The organism is Pseudomonas sp. FSL R10-0056 (assembly GCF_009600105.1).
GTDB classification, from domain to species: domain Bacteria; phylum Pseudomonadota; class Gammaproteobacteria; order Pseudomonadales; family Pseudomonadaceae; genus Aquipseudomonas; species Aquipseudomonas bubulae.
Genome location: NZ_WIWL01000230.1, coordinates 1 through 18,611 on the forward strand (window position 1 = coordinate 1; position 18,611 = coordinate 18,611).

Annotated in this window: 16 protein-coding genes and 1 pseudogene; 10 read left to right on the plus strand and 7 right to left on the minus strand. The window is 60.8% G+C overall.

Annotated features, from left to right (window positions below; genetic code table 11):
• The 5 genes from GHO42_RS23245 to GHO42_RS23265 form a co-directional block, all read right to left on the minus strand.
• Positions 1-196, minus strand: a 196-nt coding sequence (locus tag GHO42_RS23245; protein WP_178114948.1) for a cell envelope integrity protein TolA, incomplete at its 3' end; no start/stop codon positions are given.
• Positions 193-639, minus strand: a complete 447-nt coding sequence (gene tolR / locus GHO42_RS23250) for a protein TolR (protein ID WP_095021032.1) — start codon at positions 637-639, stop codon at positions 193-195. The genes tolR and GHO42_RS23245, both read right to left, overlap by 4 nt.
• A 14-nt stretch (positions 640-653) precedes the next feature.
• A complete protein-coding gene (gene tolQ, locus GHO42_RS23255; RefSeq protein WP_153327616.1) occupies positions 654-1,364 on the minus strand; it encodes a protein TolQ in 711 nt (236 codons plus the stop codon).
• A gap of 48 nt (positions 1,365-1,412) precedes the next feature.
• Complete coding sequence (locus GHO42_RS23260; RefSeq protein ID WP_153327617.1) at positions 1,413-3,320, minus strand: phytase; 1,908 nt, start codon at positions 3,318-3,320, stop codon at positions 1,413-1,415.
• A gap of 132 nt (positions 3,321-3,452) precedes the next feature.
• On the minus strand, positions 3,453-5,987 hold the full coding sequence (locus GHO42_RS23265) for a TonB-dependent receptor (RefSeq protein ID WP_153327620.1): 2,535 nt from the start codon (positions 5,985-5,987) through the stop codon (positions 3,453-3,455).
• A gap of 468 nt (positions 5,988-6,455) precedes the next feature.
• Here GHO42_RS23265 and GHO42_RS23270 point away from each other — a divergent pair, with 468 nt between their 5' ends.
• Positions 6,456-7,376 carry a GGDEF domain-containing protein gene (locus GHO42_RS23270; protein ID WP_153327621.1) on the plus strand — a complete coding sequence of 307 codons (921 nt, stop codon included), beginning with the start codon at positions 6,456-6,458 and terminating at the stop codon, positions 7,374-7,376.
• Positions 7,373-8,407 carry an AraC family transcriptional regulator gene (locus GHO42_RS23275; RefSeq protein WP_153327623.1) on the plus strand — a complete coding sequence of 345 codons (1,035 nt, stop codon included), beginning with the start codon at positions 7,373-7,375 and terminating at the stop codon, positions 8,405-8,407. Before GHO42_RS23270 ends, GHO42_RS23275 begins: the two co-directional genes overlap by 4 nt.
• A 157-nt stretch (positions 8,408-8,564) precedes the next feature.
• Here the strand turns inward: GHO42_RS23275 and GHO42_RS23280 are convergent, their stop codons facing one another.
• Complete coding sequence (locus GHO42_RS23280; protein ID WP_153327625.1) at positions 8,565-9,575, minus strand: Ldh family oxidoreductase; 1,011 nt, start codon at positions 9,573-9,575, stop codon at positions 8,565-8,567.
• Between the two features lie 132 nt (positions 9,576-9,707).
• Here GHO42_RS23280 and GHO42_RS23285 point away from each other — a divergent pair, with 132 nt between their 5' ends.
• The 6 genes from GHO42_RS23285 (at position 9,708) to GHO42_RS23310 (ending at position 14,976) form a co-directional block, all read left to right on the plus strand.
• Positions 9,708-10,583 carry a MurR/RpiR family transcriptional regulator gene (locus GHO42_RS23285; RefSeq protein WP_095000600.1) on the plus strand — a complete coding sequence of 292 codons (876 nt, stop codon included), beginning with the start codon at positions 9,708-9,710 and terminating at the stop codon, positions 10,581-10,583.
• A 13-nt stretch (positions 10,584-10,596) separates the two neighbouring features.
• The gene (locus GHO42_RS23290) at positions 10,597-11,352 is read left to right on the plus strand and encodes a transporter substrate-binding domain-containing protein (protein WP_153327627.1); all 756 of its coding nucleotides are present in this window, start codon (positions 10,597-10,599) and stop codon (positions 11,350-11,352) included.
• Positions 11,353-11,456: 104 nt separating this feature from the next.
• Positions 11,457-12,176: an ABC transporter permease gene (locus GHO42_RS23295; RefSeq protein ID WP_095039435.1), complete on the plus strand. Its 720-nt coding sequence runs from the start codon at positions 11,457-11,459 to the stop codon at positions 12,174-12,176.
• Entirely contained in the window at positions 12,173-12,883 is a 711-nt protein-coding gene (locus GHO42_RS23300; protein WP_016780525.1) for an ABC transporter permease, read from the plus strand. Before GHO42_RS23295 ends, GHO42_RS23300 begins: the two co-directional genes overlap by 4 nt.
• Positions 12,884-12,932: 49 nt before the next feature.
• Positions 12,933-14,174 (plus strand): FAD-binding oxidoreductase, encoded by a 1,242-nt coding sequence (locus GHO42_RS23305; protein ID WP_153327628.1) that lies wholly within the window; start codon positions 12,933-12,935, stop codon positions 14,172-14,174.
• Positions 14,175-14,190: 16 nt separating this feature from the next.
• A complete protein-coding gene (locus GHO42_RS23310) occupies positions 14,191-14,976 on the plus strand; it encodes an amino acid ABC transporter ATP-binding protein (protein WP_095000605.1) in 786 nt (261 codons plus the stop codon).
• Positions 14,977-15,098: 122 nt separating this feature from the next.
• Here the strand turns inward: GHO42_RS23310 and GHO42_RS23315 are convergent, their stop codons facing one another.
• Positions 15,099-17,135: an NADPH-dependent 2,4-dienoyl-CoA reductase gene (locus tag GHO42_RS23315; RefSeq protein ID WP_153327630.1), complete on the minus strand. Its 2,037-nt coding sequence runs from the start codon at positions 17,133-17,135 to the stop codon at positions 15,099-15,101.
• 210 nt (positions 17,136-17,345) lie between these two features.
• On the opposite strand from GHO42_RS23315, the gene GHO42_RS23320 reads away from it, so the two are divergent.
• Both GHO42_RS23320 and GHO42_RS23325 read left to right on the plus strand, forming a co-directional pair.
• Complete coding sequence (locus GHO42_RS23320; protein ID WP_095025746.1) at positions 17,346-18,476, plus strand: carbon-nitrogen hydrolase family protein; 1,131 nt, start codon at positions 17,346-17,348, stop codon at positions 18,474-18,476.
• Positions 18,477-18,480: 4 nt separating this feature from the next.
• Positions 18,481-18,611 (plus strand): annotated as a pseudogene (locus GHO42_RS23325) (AraC family transcriptional regulator); the annotation flags it as partial.

An 18,611-nucleotide genomic window follows, 5' to 3' on the forward strand; every position in this document is an offset into this window, starting at 1 on the left:
TCACCAGCCGGGTTTTCAGGGTCGATGGCACAGGCTCCGGCAGCGATTGCTCCATGCTCCAGCCCAGCACCAGGAACGCCACCACAGCGCTGTGCAGAGCCACGCTGACCACCAGCGCCTGGCTGTTATGCCACATCCGCGTCCAGGGCAACGGCTGTGCAGGCGCCAGCTCGCCGTGCATCAACGCGGCACTCATTGCGGCGCCTCGGTCACCAGCCCCAGGTTGCTCACGCCACCTTGCTGCAGGGCCGCCATCGCCTTGACCACGCTGCCATAACCCGCCTCGTTGTCGGCGCGGATATACACCTGGGTGTTGCTGTCCTGCGCCACCACCTGGCCGACCTTGGCCTGCAACTCTTCAAGGCTGACGGCGCTGTCGGTCTGGTTCTTGGTGTCCAGCTCATTGCCCAGGTTCCAGTAGTAGCCGCCTTCGGCCTTGACCGACAGAGTGAGGATTTTTTGCTGGCTGTCATTGACCAGCGCTTCACTGGCCACTTTCGGCAGTTCGATTTTCACCCCCTGGGTCAACATCGGCGCGGTCACCATAAAGATCACCAACAGCACCAGCATCACGTCGATGTAAGGCACTACGTTCATTTCGGCCTTGGGCCCGTGTTTGCGCTGTGGTCGAGCAAGCATGATGAAACTCCCTTTCAAGCAACGGCGGACATGTTCCGCGAACCGGCATGCAGGCTGCGGTACAAGCGCATCTGCACTTCATTGCCGAGGCTGTAGTAACGGGTCAGCAAGGTCTGGCCACGGGCCGAAAAACGGTTGTAGGCGATCACGGCCGGGATCGCGGCAAACAGGCCGATGGCGGTGGCGATCAGGGCTTCGGCGATGCCCGGGGCGACGGTGGACAGGGTCGCCTGTTGCACCTGGGACAGGCCGATAAAGGAGTTCATGATCCCCCACACGGTACCGAAGAGGCCGATATAGGGACTCACCGAGCCCACGGTCGCCAGAAACTGCAGGCCTTTCTCCAGGCGGATCTCCTGCTCGCTGATGGCCACATACAGCGCCCGCTCCACCCCTTGCATCACGCCTTCGGCATCCACACCCGGCTGCTGCTTGAGTTGGGCGTACTCACTGTATGCGGCGACAAACACCTGCTCGGCACCGGCATCTTCATGGCTGGCGTCGCGGCTTTCGCGGTACAGGGTGTTGAGTTCGCCCTGGCCACGCAGGCGCCCGGTAAAGTTGTCCATGTCGCGCTCGCTACGGCGCAGGATGGCGCTGCGGCGCACAATCAGAAACCAGCTCAACAGCGAGGCCAGCAGCAGGATCAGCATCACCCCCTTGACCAGCAGACTCGCGTCGCTGATCAGGCCCCAGATCGTCATATGTTCCATGGTTGCGTGCATGTTGTTGCTCCAGTAAAGGGGTATTTATAAGCGTCTTAAATGACCGGGTTATGGCAAGTGCAGGGCCTTGGCCACTTCAGCCCAAGGGATGTACTTGAAGTTTTGCGCCTGCTCGGGCATGCGTTTGCGACCGTCCTGAACCACCAGCATGCCTTTGTGCCATGGGCCGCCGAGGTTGGCCGAGGTCACTTCCAGGCCATCGGTTTCCGACGCGCCGTCGATGCCCGCCGCCGCATTGACCCCCACCCGGAACGCGCCGCGCAGGGCATACGGCGGCTCGGCATCGACCACCACATAGCTGTCGTTGCCCTGGCTGGAGATCACCAGGTAGTTGTCTTTGTCGGTCTGGTACAGGCCCATGCCTTCGATATCGTCATGCACCTGTTCACCCACCCTGATCACGCTGGTGAGCGTGGCCGGTTGGTCAGGCCGGGCATCCAGCGCCCACACCGCCACATCCTCCTCACCGAGGAACAGCCGCTGGTTGCGATCGTCCGCTACACAGCCTTCGGGTTGGCTGGCCACCTTGAACTGGCGCACCAGCTCGCCCTGCACCTTGTCGCCCTTGGCGTACAAGCGGTGCTGCACAAAAGTGCCGTCCTTGTCGTTGGTAAAACTGTAGATCTCGCCGGTGGGGGCCTTGAACAGGCACAGGCCGTAAATATCGGTAACCGGCGTGGCAATCTCGCCCGCTTCCTGCAAGGTGCCGGTGGCGCGGTCGATGCTGAACACGCTGAGGCTGTTGTGATCGCGATTGGTTGCCACGGCCAGATCCACAGTGCGTCCGCCCAGCTCGAAGCCCGGGCGCACATCGACGTTGTTCAGGCGACCCACAGGCAGATGCTGCACGCGTTTGCCCTGCAGGTCGTATACCTCAAGGCCCTGCTGCTTGTTGGTGCCCAGTACCCGGCTCAGCGCAGGGGTTTTCGGGTGTACCCAGATGGCCGGGTCATCTGCGGCATCACCCTGGCTCATCACCACGTCGGTTTGCACCGCAGGTTTTACGCTGACCAGCACAGGGGGGTGGCTGGCCGGGGTGGCCTTCCAGTCCAATGCGCCTTCGTACATTTTGCTGCTGGCACCGTCCTGCACCAGCAGTTGCAGGCCATGGGGCGTCTGACGCAGGGCCAGATGCTCCGGCTCGCGGACCCCGGCCAGGGGCAAGCTGGCAACGGCTGCCCAGCCCTTGCCCTGCTGCTGATACAGATTCAGTTGTGCCGCCTCGGGATCGAGGCCGAGCATACCGCCCGGCACCAGGGCCATGTCCCCGGTGGATTTTTTTACGTTGCCAAATGGCTCGACCATCGCCACCGGCACGCGCTCGACGTCGGCCTCGGCATGGGCCGGGTAGGCCCACCAACCGACATTCTCTTCGTTGACGAACAGGTTCTGCGCGGCGTCATCGACCTTGCAGAACTTGGCCTGCGGCGGCAGGGGCAGGCTGCGCACCAGCAGCGGCGTCGGCAAACGGCGGCTGTCAGCGGCAACCAGCCATTGCTCGCCCCTGCCCTCTTCGCCCACGGTAAACAGGTAGATATTGCTCGCGTCGTCCTGGTACAGGCACACGCCATTCACCGCGTAGTCGCGGGTGGGCAGATAGGACGGCGCCTGCCATTGATGGCTCTTGGGGTCGAGATTGAACAGCGCAACCTGCTGCTTGTCCTTGTCGTTACTGGCCACCAGCACCTGGTCGCCCAGGGCGCGGCTGTCCAGCCCGGCAAAGGCGCCCTGGACCCGGCTCAGGGTGTTGCCCTGTTTATCAAGCAACAACAGGCCTTCGCGCTTGCTTGCCGCCAGGCGCTCGTCGCCTGTGCTACCGGGTAAAAAGCTCAGGGCCTGGGCCTTGCTGGTGGACCATTGCTGCAATGTCGGGGCAGCAATATCGGTAGCTGCCTGTACGCTGCCTGCGGTCAGGCAGGCCAGCAAGGGCAGGAGGCGGGGTTTGCGTGTGAACATGAGTGATCAATCCTGAATTCTGTTCAAAAAAACAATGGCGCTTCAGTGGGAGCGAGCCCGCTCGCGAAGGTCTCAACATCACTTACCGCCCTCGCGAGCAGGCTCGCTCCCACAAGGGGGGAGATCGACGCCTTAAAAATGGGTGTAGGTCAGGCCCAGTGAGTAGGTCGGGCCGTATTCTTCGTACTGGTTGTTGAAGCGGCTGTTGCCGCTGTACGTGAAGTACGGCTGGTCCGTAAGGTTCTGGGCGTCGAACTTGACTTGCAGGTTCTTGGTCAGCGAGTAGCGGGCACTGAAGTCGACAAAGGTCTGGGCATTGACATAGGTGTCATGGGCCTTGTCGTTGACCCCGGCCAGTTCGTAGAGGTAGTCCGACTTGTAGTTGGCCGACAGGCGCAGGCTCAGCTTGTCGTCTTCCCAGCCGAGCATCAGGTTGCCGACGGTCTTGGACTGGTTGGGCAAATCGATATCGCGCTTGAGGCTGGCTCCGGTCGCTGCGTCAACGCCCTTGATACTGGCATTGGAGCGGCTGAACGTGCTGTTGGCGCCCAGGATCAAACCGTTCCAGGGTGACGGCAGCCAGTCGAATTTTTGCGAGTAGGCCAGTTCCAGACCATAGAGCTTGGCCCTGTCGCCGTTGGCATAGCTGTGAGCTTCGGTGAAGTCGACCCACTCGCCGCTTCCCGCCAGGTCGTTGTTGTAGACGAAGTTTTTAATGTCTTTGTAGAAGAGGAACGCCGACACCGTGCCCGCCTGCCCCATAAAGTGTTCAATGCCGAGGTCGAAGTTGCTCGACTCCAGCGGCTTGAGATTGGGGTTGCCGAACTCGGCTTTGTCATCTTCGATAACAAAGCCCGGGGCTAGCTGGCCAAAGGTCGGGCGCACGACGGTGTTGGTCCAGGCCGCCCGCACCTGGGTGTTTTTCGCCAACTGATAGCGCGCATGCAGGCCCGGCAGCCAGTGGTGGTAATCGCGCTGGGTGTCCTGGTCTGCAAAGACGCCATCGCGCACGCCCGTACCCTTGGCCTCGAACTCGGTGCCCTCGTAGCGCAGGCCGGCAATAAAGCGCCAGTCATCGATATCGACGGTATTCATCAGATACGCAGCATTGATGTCTTCGCGCATCTTGAAGTCATTGGCCCGCGAGTCCTGCTCGTTGTAGAAGTCGTCGCGGTTGAGGCCACCGATCAGGTCCTTGATCGCCCCGCCGCTGATGCCCGGGCCGTACTGGCCAAGGTTGTAGTGCAGGTTGCCCTTGTTGAACGCATTGAGGCTCAGTTGCTCGTCGCTGAAGCCCAGGTCGGAGAAGTCCTTGTAGGTCCAGGCATTGAGGTCGTTGTCCTTGTTGCGCCGGCTGACCTTGCCGCCAAACTTGACCTGGGAGGCATAGCCCTGCACGTCGTAGTCGCGGGCCAGGTCCAGGCGGATATTTTTCTCGGTGTCCTTGGTGTGCTGCTCTTGCCAATCCACCTTGTCCAGGCTGAAGTTGTTGGGGTCATAAAAGCCTGCGCCGATGATCGGCCGGGGCTTTTCGGTGTCGTAGAAACCGCCGTTGCCAATGCTGGAACTGCCCTTGAACGTTGCGCCGGCGATGCCCCCCGGATTGTCTTCGCTGGACTCGCTGTAACCGGCCTGCCCGCTGAGGGTCCACAGGCCCATGGTGCGTTCGCCGCCGAATACGTAGGACTGGATTTCCTGGGTTTCCTCGCGCTGCTTGAGCTTGCGCTTGGTCTTGGTTTTGCCCACCTCGCCTTCGGCCTGGGGGTCGGAGAATTCAAAGGCGGTGGAGTTGCGGGTTTCGTTGTCTTCAAAGCGGCTGTACAGGGTGCGCAGGTACAGACTGGTGTCGTCGTCGGGCTTGTAATCAAAGTTGAGGCCACCACCGGCACGCTCGCGGCTGATCTCGTAAACACGCTGTTCAAAGCTGTTCAGACGGGCGCCATCGGTGAAATCCCAGTCGCCGCCGGTTTCGACGTTGTCGGAGCGAAAGTCGCGCTTGTTCCAGCTCAGGGCTGCGGCCACACCGAAGTTGTCGACACCGTCACCCAGGCTGAAACGGTCGCTGATGGCGCCCGACACCTTGGGGCTGGTCTTGTGGCTGTTCTTGTTGTACCCGGCCTCGGTGCTGCCGGTGAAAAACAGGCCGTCATGGTCGAAGGCCGAGAGGCTTTGTACGTCTACCGTGCCACCCAGGGAGTTGGCGTCCATATCCGGGGTCAGGGTCTTGATCACCGACAGCGACTGCACCAGTTCCGAGGGCAAGACGTCCAGGGCCACGGCGCGGCGGGCGCTTTCCGGGGAAGGCACCAGGGTGCCATTGATGGTCACGCTGTTGAGGTCCGGGCCCAGGCCACGCACGCTGACAAAGCGGCCTTCGCCCTGGTCGCGCTCAATGCTGATACCGGGCAGGCGCTGTACCGCCTCGGCCACGTTGGCGTCGGGCAACTGCGCCACGCCATCGGCATGCACCACGCTTTCGATGGTGTCCGAGTTGCGTTGTTGCTTGAGTGCCTTGTCCAGGCTGACGGCCTGACCGACTACCTCGACGTGTTCAGTGGCACCGATGGCCGATGTTTCGGCGGCGCTCAAACGTTCGCTGGCGATTGCCAGGGCCAATGCACTGACCGTAAAGCCGACCCACTGCGCCTTGCTGCGACACTTGTACATGTTGGTGCTCCCCCAAAATCGCACGTCAGGCCGGGCAAATGGCCCGACAACTTGGGAGCGAAAGCTAGGGTCGGCGGATGACAGCGCTGTGACAGTGTTCGGCGAAACGCCCGAAACAAAAGGTTTCAAGCAGTGATAAAGGGGTAAATGAGCTGATTTGACCTGATTACGAAAGGATCGCCCCCCGTAGCAGCTGCCGAAGGAACGAGGCTGCGTTCGACGACGGAGTCGTCGTAAAATCAGGTTGTGCGGTATTTAAGGTCAGTCCGACACCCCGCATTTACGATTGCTGCGCAATCGAACGCAGCCTCGTTCCTTCGGCAGCTGCTACGAAATCGGGGGCAACCACGGGCTTACGTTTATCTTTTTTGCACAGCACACCTGAGCTGATTCGACCCGCAAGCCCCGTCATACAGTTGTCACACCGCTCTGCTCTGCTGACCGGCAATAGGTTTGGGTAGAACTGTGATGACTTGGTTAAACGTCCTTAAACACCATCGCTACAAGCTTGGTTTACTGCTGCTGGCTGCCAATGCCGCGGTACTGCTCAACCTGGCATTCGGTACCCCCAAGGCCTTCAGCGAATGGCACTGGCTGGATATCTTCGGCGAAGGCGGCACCGCCCTGTTTATGCTGTTCTGGCTGGGGCTGGTGCTTAAAAGCCGACCCACCGGGAGGGTCACCAACTACCTGGCGTACGGCCTGTGCTTTATGTTTTTTTCCTGGTGGGTGGATGTGCTCGACGAGTTTATCCGCCTGCCCAAACATATTGGCTGGGATCACTGGATGGAGTCGGCACCCATGCCCGTCGGCATGATTCTGCTGACCATCGGCCTGTTTCATTGGCACCGCGAGCAGCAGGCTATCAATCAACAGATGGAGAAGCGCGAGCGGGTATTTCGCGAGCACCGGCTGTTCGACAAACTCACCCCCCTGGGCGGCGCCGGTTACCTCAAGCACCAGGTCAGCGACTGCCTGGCGCAAAGCGTCGAGCAGCAACAGCCGCTGTCACTGCTGGCGCTGGATATCGACGATTTCACGTCCATTAACCAGCATTACGGCCACGCCGAAGGTGATGCCGTGTTGCAGGCCCTCAGCCAGTTGCTGCTGCTCAACCTGCGTCGCCACGATCTGCTCTGCAGGCTGGCCGGTGACCGTTTTGTGGTGCTGTTGCCCAATACCGGCGAGAGTCAGGCCCGACTGCTGGCGCTGGAACTGCAGCAGGCGGTGCAGAGCCTGGCCCACAAAACCCGCCAACAGGGTGAACGGGTGTATCTGTCGGCCAGTACCGCGGTGGTGATGGCCGTCAACGAAGCGCCCGATGAGCTGCTCAAGCGCCTGAACCTGACACTGGTGCGGGCCAAGCCGCCACGGAGCAAACGCGCATGACCCTGGACAGCCGCTGGTACGAAGCCGACAGCCGCTTTATTGCCGGGCACTATCAACCTGCGACCCTGATTGATCTGGCGTTGTCGCGGGATATCGACAGCCATCGCCTGCTGCGCGGTACCGGGCTGTTTTACGAGGACATCGTCGCCGGGCACACGCGTCTCAGCCCCCAGCAGTGTTTTACCCTGATCGCCAATGCACAACGCTTACTCGAAGCCGATGACAGCAGTTTTCTGTTTGGCCAGCGCCTGTGGCCGGGGCATTACGGCCCGGCCAGCCACGCCCTGCAGCAGGCACAGAACCTGCAGCAGGCCCTGGAAACTCTGATCCATCACCGCGCCCTGCTCAGCCCCTTGCTCACCCCGCGGCTGTTGCTGGACGACAAATACGCCTATGTGTACTGGCTCGACAGTTGTGGGGCCCAGGAGCAATTGCGTTTTGTACTGGAGGCCAGTATGACGGCGCTGATGGCCATGAGTCAGTGGCTCAGTGGCGAGCGCCTGCCGTGGGAGTGCAGTTTCAGCCATGCCGAGCCGCATTATGTGGAGCAGTACTGGGTACATCTGGGGGAGAACACCCAGTTTGGCTGCCAGCTGGACATGATGCGCCTGCCCCGTGAATACCTGACCCGGCCCTGGCCGAATGCCTCGGCCATTGCCCGCCAAGTGGCCTATCAACAGGCACAGGAGCAGTTGCACAGCCTGGGCTTTCGCGCCAGCCTGCTTGACCGGCTGTATGTGTACTTGCGCAACAATGCCCGGGAGGCTCCGGGCCTTGAGCAGGCCGCGCAGTATTTTTCGGTGAGCCAGGCCACCCTCAAGCGCAAGCTGAACAAGCACGGCACCCACTTTCAGGCCCAGCAGGATCAGGCGCGCAAGCATATGGCGCTGTATCTTTACCAGATCAAGGGGCTGAGCAATGAAGCGGTGGCCGAGTACCTGAACTTCAACGACCCGGCGAACTTTCGCCGCGCCCTGAAACGCTGGACGGGGTGTACGCCCAATCTGATACGGCAGTTTCTGGCGTTGTAAGCCACTCCCCAAACCTGATGCGCGCAGGTGGATTGTGGGAGCGGGCTTGCTCGCGATGCAGGCCACGCCGGTTATCTGGCAAACCGCGGTGATGCTATCGCGAGCAAGCCCGCTCCCACAGGTTTAGCGGCGTTTACCAAACGGATCCTTGGCGCAGTTACCCCGCCAACTCACGCAATTTGGCCAGTTCTTCAGCCCCCAGCGGGATGCCTTCGCTCAACGATTTGGCCCGCTCGATAAAGCGCCGGTCACCCGGCATGCGCTCAAGCCCTACTGCATGCATCTGCCGCACCAGTTCTGCGCTGCGCTGGGCAAAGCTGTTGCCGCCAGATTTGCTCGGGTCGATCACGATCAGCAATTGGCCGGTCCACGGGGTTTGTGCACCCGGGTGTTTCGACCAGTCAAACTCAAACGAAAAATTACCCCCCGTCAGCGCCGCCGCCAGCAACTCGACCATCATCGACAGCGCCGAGCCCTTGTGCCCGCCAAAGGGCAGCAAAGCGCCGCCGTCGAGGATGGCTTTCGGGTCTTCAGTGGGCTCACCCTGCTTGTCTACGCCCATGCCGGCAGGCAACGAGTGGCCTTTACGAGCGGCAATTTGCACGTCGCCGTGGGCAATCGCACTGGTGGCCAGGTCGAATACGATCGGATTGCCATCAGCACAGGGTGCGGCAAAGGCAATCGGGTTGGTGCCAAACAACGGTTTTTGTGCACCGTGAGGCACTACGCAGGTCATGCTGTTGACCACGCTCAAGGCCACCAGGCCTTCTTCGGCAAACGGCTCGACATCCGGCCAAAGTGCCGCGAAGTGATGGGAGTTACGAATCGCCAGCACCGCAATCCCGGCACTGCGGGCTTTTGCCACCAGCAACTCGCGGGCGGCCGCCAATGCAGGCTGGGCAAAGCCCCCCGCCGCATCCACGCGGATAAACCCGCTGGCAACGTCTTCTACAACCGGCACCGCCTGGCCATTGACCCAGTTGCTGGCCAGTGATGACAGATAACCCGGAATGCGGAATACCCCATGGCTATAGGAACCATCGCGCTGCGCCCGGGCGCAGTTGTCCGCCAGTACCCCGGCAACCTTCGGCGAGGTGCCATGACGCTCAAAAATCCGTTGCAGCAAAGCGGTCAATTCGGCGAGGGAAAGCGACTGCGTGGATGACATTCTGGGGCTCCAGTCTGATTATTTTTGTCTGAGGCAAACTATCCTTCGATGACAGTTCTCTGTCAATTGTTGACTTAGTGACAGAAAACATTCACTTTCTGCAACGCGCTGAAATAAAAACAGGAAGCAGTCGTGAGCCAGCCGATTAAACAACGCCTTGAAAGCAGTCTGTCAACCGCCGCCCCCTCGGGCCGGGCGATTGCCAGCTACATGCTGGCCAATCTCTACGAGCTGCCCTTTCAGACCGCCGCCGACATCGCCAGCAAACTGGGGGTCAGCGAGTCCAGTGTGGGGCGTTTTTGCCGTGCCCTGGGCTACAGCCATTTCAAGGATTTGAAAAACGATCTCAAGGACGACCTGGGCGATGGCCCGTGGCTAGTCGGTGATCGCTTGCAAGAATTCCGCCAGCAGTCGAGCCAGAGCCCGCAGGCCCTGCCGCGCAGCTTCGAGCTGGAAGTCGGGGCGCTGGTCAAGGTCTACGAATACAGCCTCACCCCGCAATGGCGTGCCGTCAGCCAGCGCCTGGCCACGCGGCGCAAGGTGTTTGTCGCAGGCTTCCAGACCGAGCGCGGAATCGCCGCCTCGATGGTGCATTTACTGCAATACCTGCGCGATGGCGTGCAGCTGGTCGACGGCGCCGCCGGGCATTACGCCGATGTACTGCTGTGCCCGCCCGCAGACTGCGCCCTGGTGGTGTTTGAAGCCCGTCGCTACTCGCGCCACGCCCAGTTGTTGTGCCGCAAGGCACGCGAGGCCGGTATCGAAGTCACGCTGGTCACCGATACCTTCTGCGACTGGGCCGACCAGAGCGCCAATGAAGTGTTTCGCGTGCCCACCGAGTTCAACCTGTTCTGGGAGTCCACCGCGGCCATGCTGTCGCTGGTGCATTTGCTGATCAATGAAGTGTGCAAACAACTGGGGCCTGACGTTGAAAAGCGTCTTGAGGCAACCGCGGCCTTACACAATGAGTTCGTGGGCTACACATCCTCACCCGGATCAAAACAATAAAACGAGGTGCTAGATGAAATACGTCATTCGCTTTGCAAGTGCATGCGCACTGATGGCCGCCGTTGCAGCCAACGCTCAGGCCGACACGCTGACTATCGCCACCGAAGGCGCCTACCCTCCCTTCAACACCACCAACTCGGACGGCACGGTGTCCGGCTTTGACGTCGACATCACCAATGCCCTGTGCGAGCGCATGAACGCGCAATGCAAGATCGTTGCCCAGGACTGGGACGGTATTATCCCGGGGCTGATGGCGAAAAAATACGACGCCATCGTCGCGTCGATAATCGTGACCGATGAACGCAAAAAGAAGATCGCGTTTACCAATCACTACTACCGCACCCCGCTGTCGATCGCCGTGCCTAAAGACTCTGATATCACCGATGCGCAGATCGACTTCAAGGGCCGCACCATCGGTGCCCAGGGCGCTGCAACCCAGGGCATCTACGCCGAAGACCACTACGAAAAAGCCGGCGCCAAGCTCAACCTGTACCCGACCCTGGACGAGGCCAACGCCGAGCTGAAAAACGGTCGTGTCGATGCGGTGATTGCCGACAAATTCCCGCTGCTGGAATGGATCAACAAGGCCAGCGACGACTGCTGCAAAATCATCGGTGACGTCAACGGCACCAATGCCGACGCCGCCATTGCCGTACGCCAGAGCGATACCGTGCTGCGCGAGCGCTTCAACAAGGCGCTGGACGAAATCGTGGCTGACGGCACCTATAAAAAGATCAGCAGCAAGTACTTCGACTTCGACATTTACTGAGTCGCCTGCCCTCGCTTGAGGGCCTCCCTGCCAATGACCCTGCCCTGCGCACGTAACGTGCGCAGTGGCTGAATTTCGGCCCACTTTTGCCCGGGGATTCGAGCATGCTCGATCAACTCTCACTTCTTTCTTTTGCCAGTGGCGGCTGGGGCTCGGCGTTGCTCGCCGGCGCGCTGGTGACCATTGCCCTGGCCTTGAGCTGCCTGCCTATCGGCTTGCCCCTGGGCCTGGCCGTGGCGGTGGCGGCACGCTCGAAAAACCGTTGGCTGCGGGCGTGGGCAACCACTTTTTCCACGGTATTTCGTGGTTTGCCGGAACTGCTGACCCTGCTGATCATTTATTACGGCTGCCAGATCGCCGCACAAAAGCTGCTCGCCATGATGGGCTACGACGCGCAGGTGACGATCAATACCTTCGTCGCTGCGATGGTGGCTTTCAGCCTGGTATTTGCCGCCTTCTCGAGCGAGATCTGGCTAGGTGCGTTTAAAACCATTCCCAAGGGCCAGTTCGAAGCGGCCTCGGCACTGGGCCTGAGCAAATTCACCACCTTTCGCAAGGTGGTACTGCCACAACTGGCACGCATCGCCCTGCCGGGGCTGTCGAACAACTGGCTGTCGCTGCTCAAGGACACCTCGCTGGTGTCGACCATTTCCCTGGTGGACCTGATGCGCCAGACCAACCTGGCGGTCAGCGTGACCAAAGAGCCGATGCTGTTCTACACCGTCGCCTGCCTGGGCTATCTGTTTTTCTCGGCGATTTCCGGGCGTCTGTTCGCCTTCCTTGAACGCTACTTCAGCCGCCATCAACGGAGCGCGCAGCCATGAGTCTGGCGGATCTGCAAAACATGTTTCTCAATCCCGACCTGCTGGAACGCTACGGCCCACGGTTTATCGACGGGCTGCTGGTCACCGGCAAACTGGTGGCGATTTCCTTTACCCTGGGGGCTTTGCTCGGCTTGCTGATTGCCCTGGGGCGTTTGTCGAGTAACCGCTTCTTGCGCAGTTTTACCGGTGCCTACGTGTACTTTTTCCGCGGTTCACCGCTGCTGGCGCAACTGTTTTTGCTGTACTACGGCCTCGGCTCGTTCAAGGGTTTCTGGCAGGACGTGGGCCTGTGGTGGTTTTTCCGCGATGCGTGGTTCTGCACCCTGCTGGCTTTCACCCTCAACACGGCGGCGTACCAGGCCGAGATCCTGCGCGGCAGTATCCTCTCCGTGGCCCAGGGCCAGCGTGAGGCCTGCAAAGCGCTGAACCTGTCGCGCTGGACCGCCTTTCGCAAGATCATTCTGCCGCAATCGTTGCTGGTGGCCATCGGCCCGCTGGGCAATGAACTGATCCTGATGATCAAGGCCAGTGCGATTGCCTCGCTGGTAACCATTTACGACCTGATGGGCGTGACCAAGATGGCGTTTTCGCGCAGTTTCGACTTTCAGGTCTACCTGTGGGCCGCCGTGCTGTATCTGCTGATCGTGGAAGTGGTGCGTCGCAGCCTGAAACTGATCGAAGGCCGCCTCGGCCGCCATTTGCAGTAAGCCCATTGCCCGGGCTGCGCACACGGCCCCCTGTTTTAAGGATTTGTTTATGCACTGCGACACTATCGTTCTGGGCGCCGGCATTGTCGGCGTCAGTACCGCGTTGCAACTCCAGGCTCGTGGGCGCAGCGTCGTGCTGCTTGACCGCGCCCAGCCAGGCAGCGGCACCAGCCACGGCAATGCCGGGTTGATCGAGCGCGCCAGCGTGATCCCCTATTCGTTCCCGCGGGAAATTTCGCGCCTGTTGCGCTATGGCCTCAACCAGCAATCGGACGTGCGCTACAGCCTCAAGCACCTGCCCAAGGCCGGGCCGTGGCTGTTGAAGTACTGGCAGCAATCCGCTCCCAAGGCGCTGGCCAGGGCCACCCGGGCCATGCTGCCGCTGATTGAACAATGCGTCAGCGAACACGACTTGCTGGCCGAGCCCGCCGGGGTGACTGCGCTGATCGATGACAGCGGCTGGATCGAGGTCTATCGCACCCAGACCGACTTCGACAAGGCCCAACGCGATGCGGCGGCTCTGAGCGACTACAGGCTCAACTACCGGGTACTGGGCGAACAGCAGGTGCACGCCCTGGAGCCGGGCCTGCATAACGATGTGATCGGAGGCATTCACTGGCTCGATCCCAAGACCGTCAGTGACCCGGGCGGCCTGACCCGGGGTTATGCCGAATTGTTTGTAAAGCGTGGAGGCACCTTTGTCATCGGTGACGCCACCAGCCTGCGGGCAACGGCCGGACAATGGCAGGTCGAGAGCCAGAAGGGCCTGATCGTCGGCAACGAAGTGGTGATTGCCCTCGGCCCGCAAGCACGGGCGATTTTCGAACCGCTGGGCTATCGCATTCCCCTGGCAATCAAGCGCGGCTATCACATGCATTACGCGGCCAAAGACGGCCACACCATGCAGCACCCGATTCTGGATTCGGTGGGCGGTTATGTGCTGGCACCGATGGTGGGCGGTATTCGCCTGACCACCGGGATCGAATTTGCCGACAGCGATGACCCGATCAACGAAATCCAGTTGCGCCGCTGCGAGGAGCGCGCCCAACGCCTGTACCCGTTGGGTGAGCGTGTGGATGCCGAACCCTGGCTGGGCCGGCGCCCGTGCCTGCCGGATATGTGCCCGGTGATTGGCCCTGGCAGCCGCCACAAGGGCCTGTGGTTCAACTTTGGCCATGCCCATCATGGCCTGACCCTGGGCCCGGTCAGCGGGCGTCTGCTGGCCGAAATGATGACCGGGGAAAAACCTTTCACCGACCCTGCGCCCTACAGCGCCGAGCGTTTTCACTGATCACTGGAGACACACCATGCTTGCACAACCTGCTTACGTTCATCCTGTGTCGCCAGTCACTGACACCCGCAAGGTCGTCGTGGATATCGCCGGGCTGAACAAATATTACAGCGCTTTTCACGTGCTCAAGGGCATCGACCTGAAGGTGCGCGAAGGTGAACGCATTGTGCTGTGCGGCCCGTCCGGCTCTGGCAAGTCGACGCTGATCCGCTGCATCAACCGCCTGGAAATCGCCGAGCAGGGTCGCATCCTGATCAACGACACCGACCTGGCACTGCCAACCCGTGAAGCGGCGAAAGTGCGCAGCGAGATCGGTATGGTGTTCCAGCATTTCAACCTGTTCCCGCACATGAGTGTGCTCGACAACTGCATCCTGGCGCCGATGTCGGTGCGCGGCCTGTCGCGCAAGAAAGCCATCGAACTGGCCCAGCATTTTTTGACCAAGGTTGGCATTGCCAGCCAGGCTGATAAATACCCGAGCCAGTTGTCCGGCGGCCAGCAGCAACGTGTGGCCATTGCCCGGGCGTTGTGCATGGAGCCGAAAATCATGTTGTTCGATGAGCCGACTTCGGCGCTGGACCCGGAAATGGTCAGCGAAGTGCTGGATGTGATGGTCAACCTGGCGGGCAGTGGCATGACCATGTTGTGCGTGACCCATGAAATGGGTTTTGCCCGGCAGGTGGCGGAGCGGGTGTTGTTCCTGGATGGCGGCATGGTGATTGAAGACTCGCCGCCCGAAGAGTTTTTCAACGCCCCGAAAAGCCCGCGGGCCAAGGCGTTTTTAGCCCAGATCGTGCATTAAGAGCAAAGCCCCTCACCCCAACCCTCTCCCAAAGGGAGAGGGGGCCAAAGGCCAAAGCAGATCTTCGCAACGCCACAAATCAGTCCCCTCTCCCTCCGGGAGAGGGTTAGGGTGAGGGCGCTTTACAGCTGCGCCGCCAATCTCGACCCCTGATCAATCGCACGCTTGGCATCCAGTTCCGCCGCCACATCGGCACCGCCGATCAAATGCACGCTCTGCCCCGCTGCAACCAGGCCATCCTGCAACTCACGCAACGGATCCTGCCCCGCGCAAATCACAATATTGTCTACAGGCAATACCTGCGGCTCGCCCTCGCCAATACGCACATGCAAACCGGCATCGTCGATGCTCAGGTATTCCACGCTGTTGAGCATCTGCACCTGCTTGTTTTTCAGCCCGGCGCGATGGATCCAGCCAGTGGTCTTGCCCAGCCCGTCACCCACCTTGCTGGCCTTGCGTTGCAGCAAGTACACCTGACGCGCCGGGGCATGCACCTGAGGCTTGATCCCGGCCACACCGCCGCGAGCCTCAAGCTCGGTGTCGATGCCCCACTCTTTCCAGAACGCTTCACGATCCTGGCTGGTAGACACCCCCTGGTGCACCAGAAACTCCGAGACATCAAAACCAATACCGCCCGCGCCAATCACTGCGACCCTGGCGCCCACCGGCTTGCGTTGCAGGATCACGTCCAGATAGCTGAGTACCTTGGGGTGGTCGATACCCGGGATCGCCGGCGTGCGCGGTGCGATGCCTGTGGCCAGGATGATTTCGTCAAACTTGCCTTCGACCAGTTGCTGCACATCCACCCGGGTGTTCAAACACACCTCGACACCGGTGGTTTGCAGTTTGCGCTTGAAGTAACGCAGGGTTTCAAAGAACTCTTCCTTGCCCGGTATGCGCTTGGCCACATTGAACTGCCCGCCAATCTCGCTGGCTGCGTCAAACAGCACCACTTCATGCCCGCGCTCAGCCGCCACGCTAGCCGCAGAGAGACCGGCCGGGCCGGCACCGACCACAGCGATTTTTTTCACCGCGATGGTCGGCAAATAATTGAGTTCGGTTTCATGGCAGGCACGAGGGTTGACCAGGCAGCTGGTCAGCTTGCCGCCGAAGGTGTGGTCCAGGCAGGCCTGGTTGCAGCCGATGCAGGTGTTGATCTCATCACTGCGCCCGGCAGCCGCCTTGTTGACGAACTCCGGATCAGCCAGGAATGGCCGCGCCATCGACACCATATCGGCATCGCCTTCGGCCAGGATCTGCTCGGCGATTTCCGGAGTGTTGATGCGGTTGGTGGTGATCAGCGGCACACTCACCGAACCGCGCAGCTTGGCGGTGACTTTGCTGAACGCGGCACGGGGCACTTTGGTGGCGATGGTCGGGATGCGCGCTTCATGCCAGCCAATACCGGTGTTGATCAGGGTCGCACCGGCCGATTCGACCGCCTTGGCCAGTTGCACGATCTCTTCCCAGACGCTGCCGCCTGCCACCAGATCGAGCATCGACAGACGATAGATAATGATGAAATTCGGGCCAACGGCTTCGCGCACGCGACGCACGATTTCCACCGGCAGGCGCATGCGGTTCTCGTAGCTGCCACCCCAACGGTCAGTACGCTGGTTGGTGTGCGCCGCCAGGAACTGGTTAATCAGGTAACCCTCGGACCCCATGATTTCGACACCGTCATAGCCGGCACTCTGCGCCAGGCTGGCGCAGGTCACGAAGTCGCTGATCTGCTTTTCGATGCCCTCTTCATCCAGCTCCCTGGGTTTGAACGGGTTGATCGGCGCCTGGATCGCACTCGGCGCGACCTGGCGCGGGCTGTAGGCATAACGCCCGGCGTGGAGGATCTGCAGGCAGATCTTGCCGCCGGCATCGTGTACTGCGCGGGTCACAACCACATGCTTTTCGGCCTCTTCCACCGTACTCAGCTTGGCTGCACCGCTGTACACCCCACCCTCGTCGTTGGGCGCAATGCCGCCCGTGACGATCAGGCCCACGCCACCGCGGGCACGCTCGGCAAAGTAGGCGGCCATGCGCTCAAAGCCACCGGGCTTTTCTTCAAGGCCGGTGTGCATCGAGCCCATTAGGCTGCGGTTGCGCAAAGTGGTAAAACCCAGATCCAGCGGGGCGAGCAAGTACGGGTAGCGAGTGGCGGTCATCAGTAGGCTCCACAACGGGCGAAATCACGGAACGCGGGATGCTCTGCGGCTCCCGTCGTTGATCTGAGGCACAGTAAAGACTCAACCTACCCCACTCAATGACCCAAAGTTACAAATTATTAACCCAAATGCGCAGCACCCCTTGGCAAGCCAACAACCGCCGCCTACCCTGTAGATTGAATTCCGCTGAAAGCTGTCTGTTTTATTTATATGCGCAAAATAATTGGCTGCACCTTACTGATTGCCCTCTTCGCTGCTGCAGGCGGTTATGCCTGGTGGACCACGCAACGGGATGTTGGCCACTACCTTTCTGACTTGCGCATCGAACTCGCGATTAACGAGGGTGTGAATAATGATCGCGGCAACCTGCTGGGCATCGAGCCCGACCTGTCACCCCGCGACTACCAAAGCCTGGCGCTGGTCCATCTGAAACTGGCGGCCTACTTGAACAGCGCCCGCGATGCCGGGCTGATCAACGGCAAAACCGTAGTGGTACTGCCGGAACATATCGGTTCCTGGTTGATGTTTCGCGGTGAAAAAAACCAGCTGTATCAAGCCGCCAACCTCAATCAAGCGATGCACTGGCTGGCCATCAGCAACCCGCTGGCCTTTGCCAATGCGTGGTTGCGCGCTGACGGCGAAAGCCGGGTCAACGATGCTCATCTGCGCATGAAAGCCAACAGCATGGCCGACGATTACCAGACCCTGTTTGGCGGCCTGGCCAAAGAGTTCGGGGTCACCCTGGTGGCCGGCAGCATCGCCTTGCCCGACCCGCGCATTGAACACGGCAAACTGCTGGTCGGCACCGGCGCGTTATACAACAGCAGCGTGGTGTTTGACCGCGAGGGTGCCGCCATCGGCACTCCGCAGCGCCAATTGCTACCCACCTATGAAGAACAAAGCTATATCCAGCCCAGCCCCGATCATGAGCTGAATGTGGTCGACACCCCGGCCGGGCGCCTGGGCATCCTGATCGGCAGCGACAGCTGGTACCCCGAGAACTACCGCACGCTGAACGAAAAAGGCGCGCAACTGATCGCAGTGCCCGCGTTTATCGTCGGTAAAACCACTTGGGACAAGCCCTGGGGCGGTTACAAAAGCGTGTCGACGCCCAGTGAAATCAGCCTCAAGCCCGGCGAAGTCACTGAGGGCGATGCCTGGCATCGCCTGACCTTCACCAGCAGCCTGCCCATCAGCACCGCCAACGCTGGCGTCACCGTGTTCTTGCGCGGCAAGTTCTGGGACAAGCACAGCACCGGCCAGGGCTTTATCAGCCGCAACGGCCAGACCAGCCCGGACCAGCCTGGCAGCGGTGCACGACTGCTGAACCTCTGGTTATAGAATGATGAAACCGCTGCCGATGCGCCTGGGCGATCTATCGGTCGGGTTCGTTCAGTCCCTGGCCGACGCCGTGCGCAGTTGCGGCCACGACCCGGCCCCCCTGCTCGACCAGTTCGGCCTTGACCCGGCCCGTCT

Bases quoted from the DNA above. Each gene is read 5' to 3' on its own strand.
- tolR (WP_095021032.1), bottom strand. From the start codon at position 639: ATGCTTGCTCGACCACAGCGCAAACACGGGCCCAAGGCCGAAATGAAC.
- tolQ (WP_153327616.1), bottom strand. From the start codon at position 1,364: ATGCACGCAACCATGGAACATATGACGATCTGGGGCCTGATCAGCGAC.
- GHO42_RS23260 (WP_153327617.1), bottom strand. From the start codon at position 3,320: ATGTTCACACGCAAACCCCGCCTCCTGCCCTTGCTGGCCTGCCTGACC.
- GHO42_RS23265 (WP_153327620.1), bottom strand. From the start codon at position 5,987: ATGTACAAGTGTCGCAGCAAGGCGCAGTGGGTCGGCTTTACGGTCAGT.
- GHO42_RS23270 (WP_153327621.1), top strand. From the start codon at position 6,456: ATGACTTGGTTAAACGTCCTTAAACACCATCGCTACAAGCTTGGTTTA.
- GHO42_RS23275 (WP_153327623.1), top strand. From the start codon at position 7,373: ATGACCCTGGACAGCCGCTGGTACGAAGCCGACAGCCGCTTTATTGCC.
- GHO42_RS23280 (WP_153327625.1), bottom strand. From the start codon at position 9,575: ATGTCATCCACGCAGTCGCTTTCCCTCGCCGAATTGACCGCTTTGCTG.
- GHO42_RS23290 (WP_153327627.1), top strand. From the start codon at position 10,597: ATGAAATACGTCATTCGCTTTGCAAGTGCATGCGCACTGATGGCCGCC.
- GHO42_RS23295 (WP_095039435.1), top strand. From the start codon at position 11,457: ATGCTCGATCAACTCTCACTTCTTTCTTTTGCCAGTGGCGGCTGGGGC.
- GHO42_RS23300 (WP_016780525.1), top strand. From the start codon at position 12,173: ATGAGTCTGGCGGATCTGCAAAACATGTTTCTCAATCCCGACCTGCTG.
- GHO42_RS23305 (WP_153327628.1), top strand. From the start codon at position 12,933: ATGCACTGCGACACTATCGTTCTGGGCGCCGGCATTGTCGGCGTCAGT.
- GHO42_RS23310 (WP_095000605.1), top strand. From the start codon at position 14,191: ATGCTTGCACAACCTGCTTACGTTCATCCTGTGTCGCCAGTCACTGAC.
- GHO42_RS23315 (WP_153327630.1), bottom strand. From the start codon at position 17,135: ATGACCGCCACTCGCTACCCGTACTTGCTCGCCCCGCTGGATCTGGGT.
- GHO42_RS23320 (WP_095025746.1), top strand. From the start codon at position 17,346: ATGCGCAAAATAATTGGCTGCACCTTACTGATTGCCCTCTTCGCTGCT.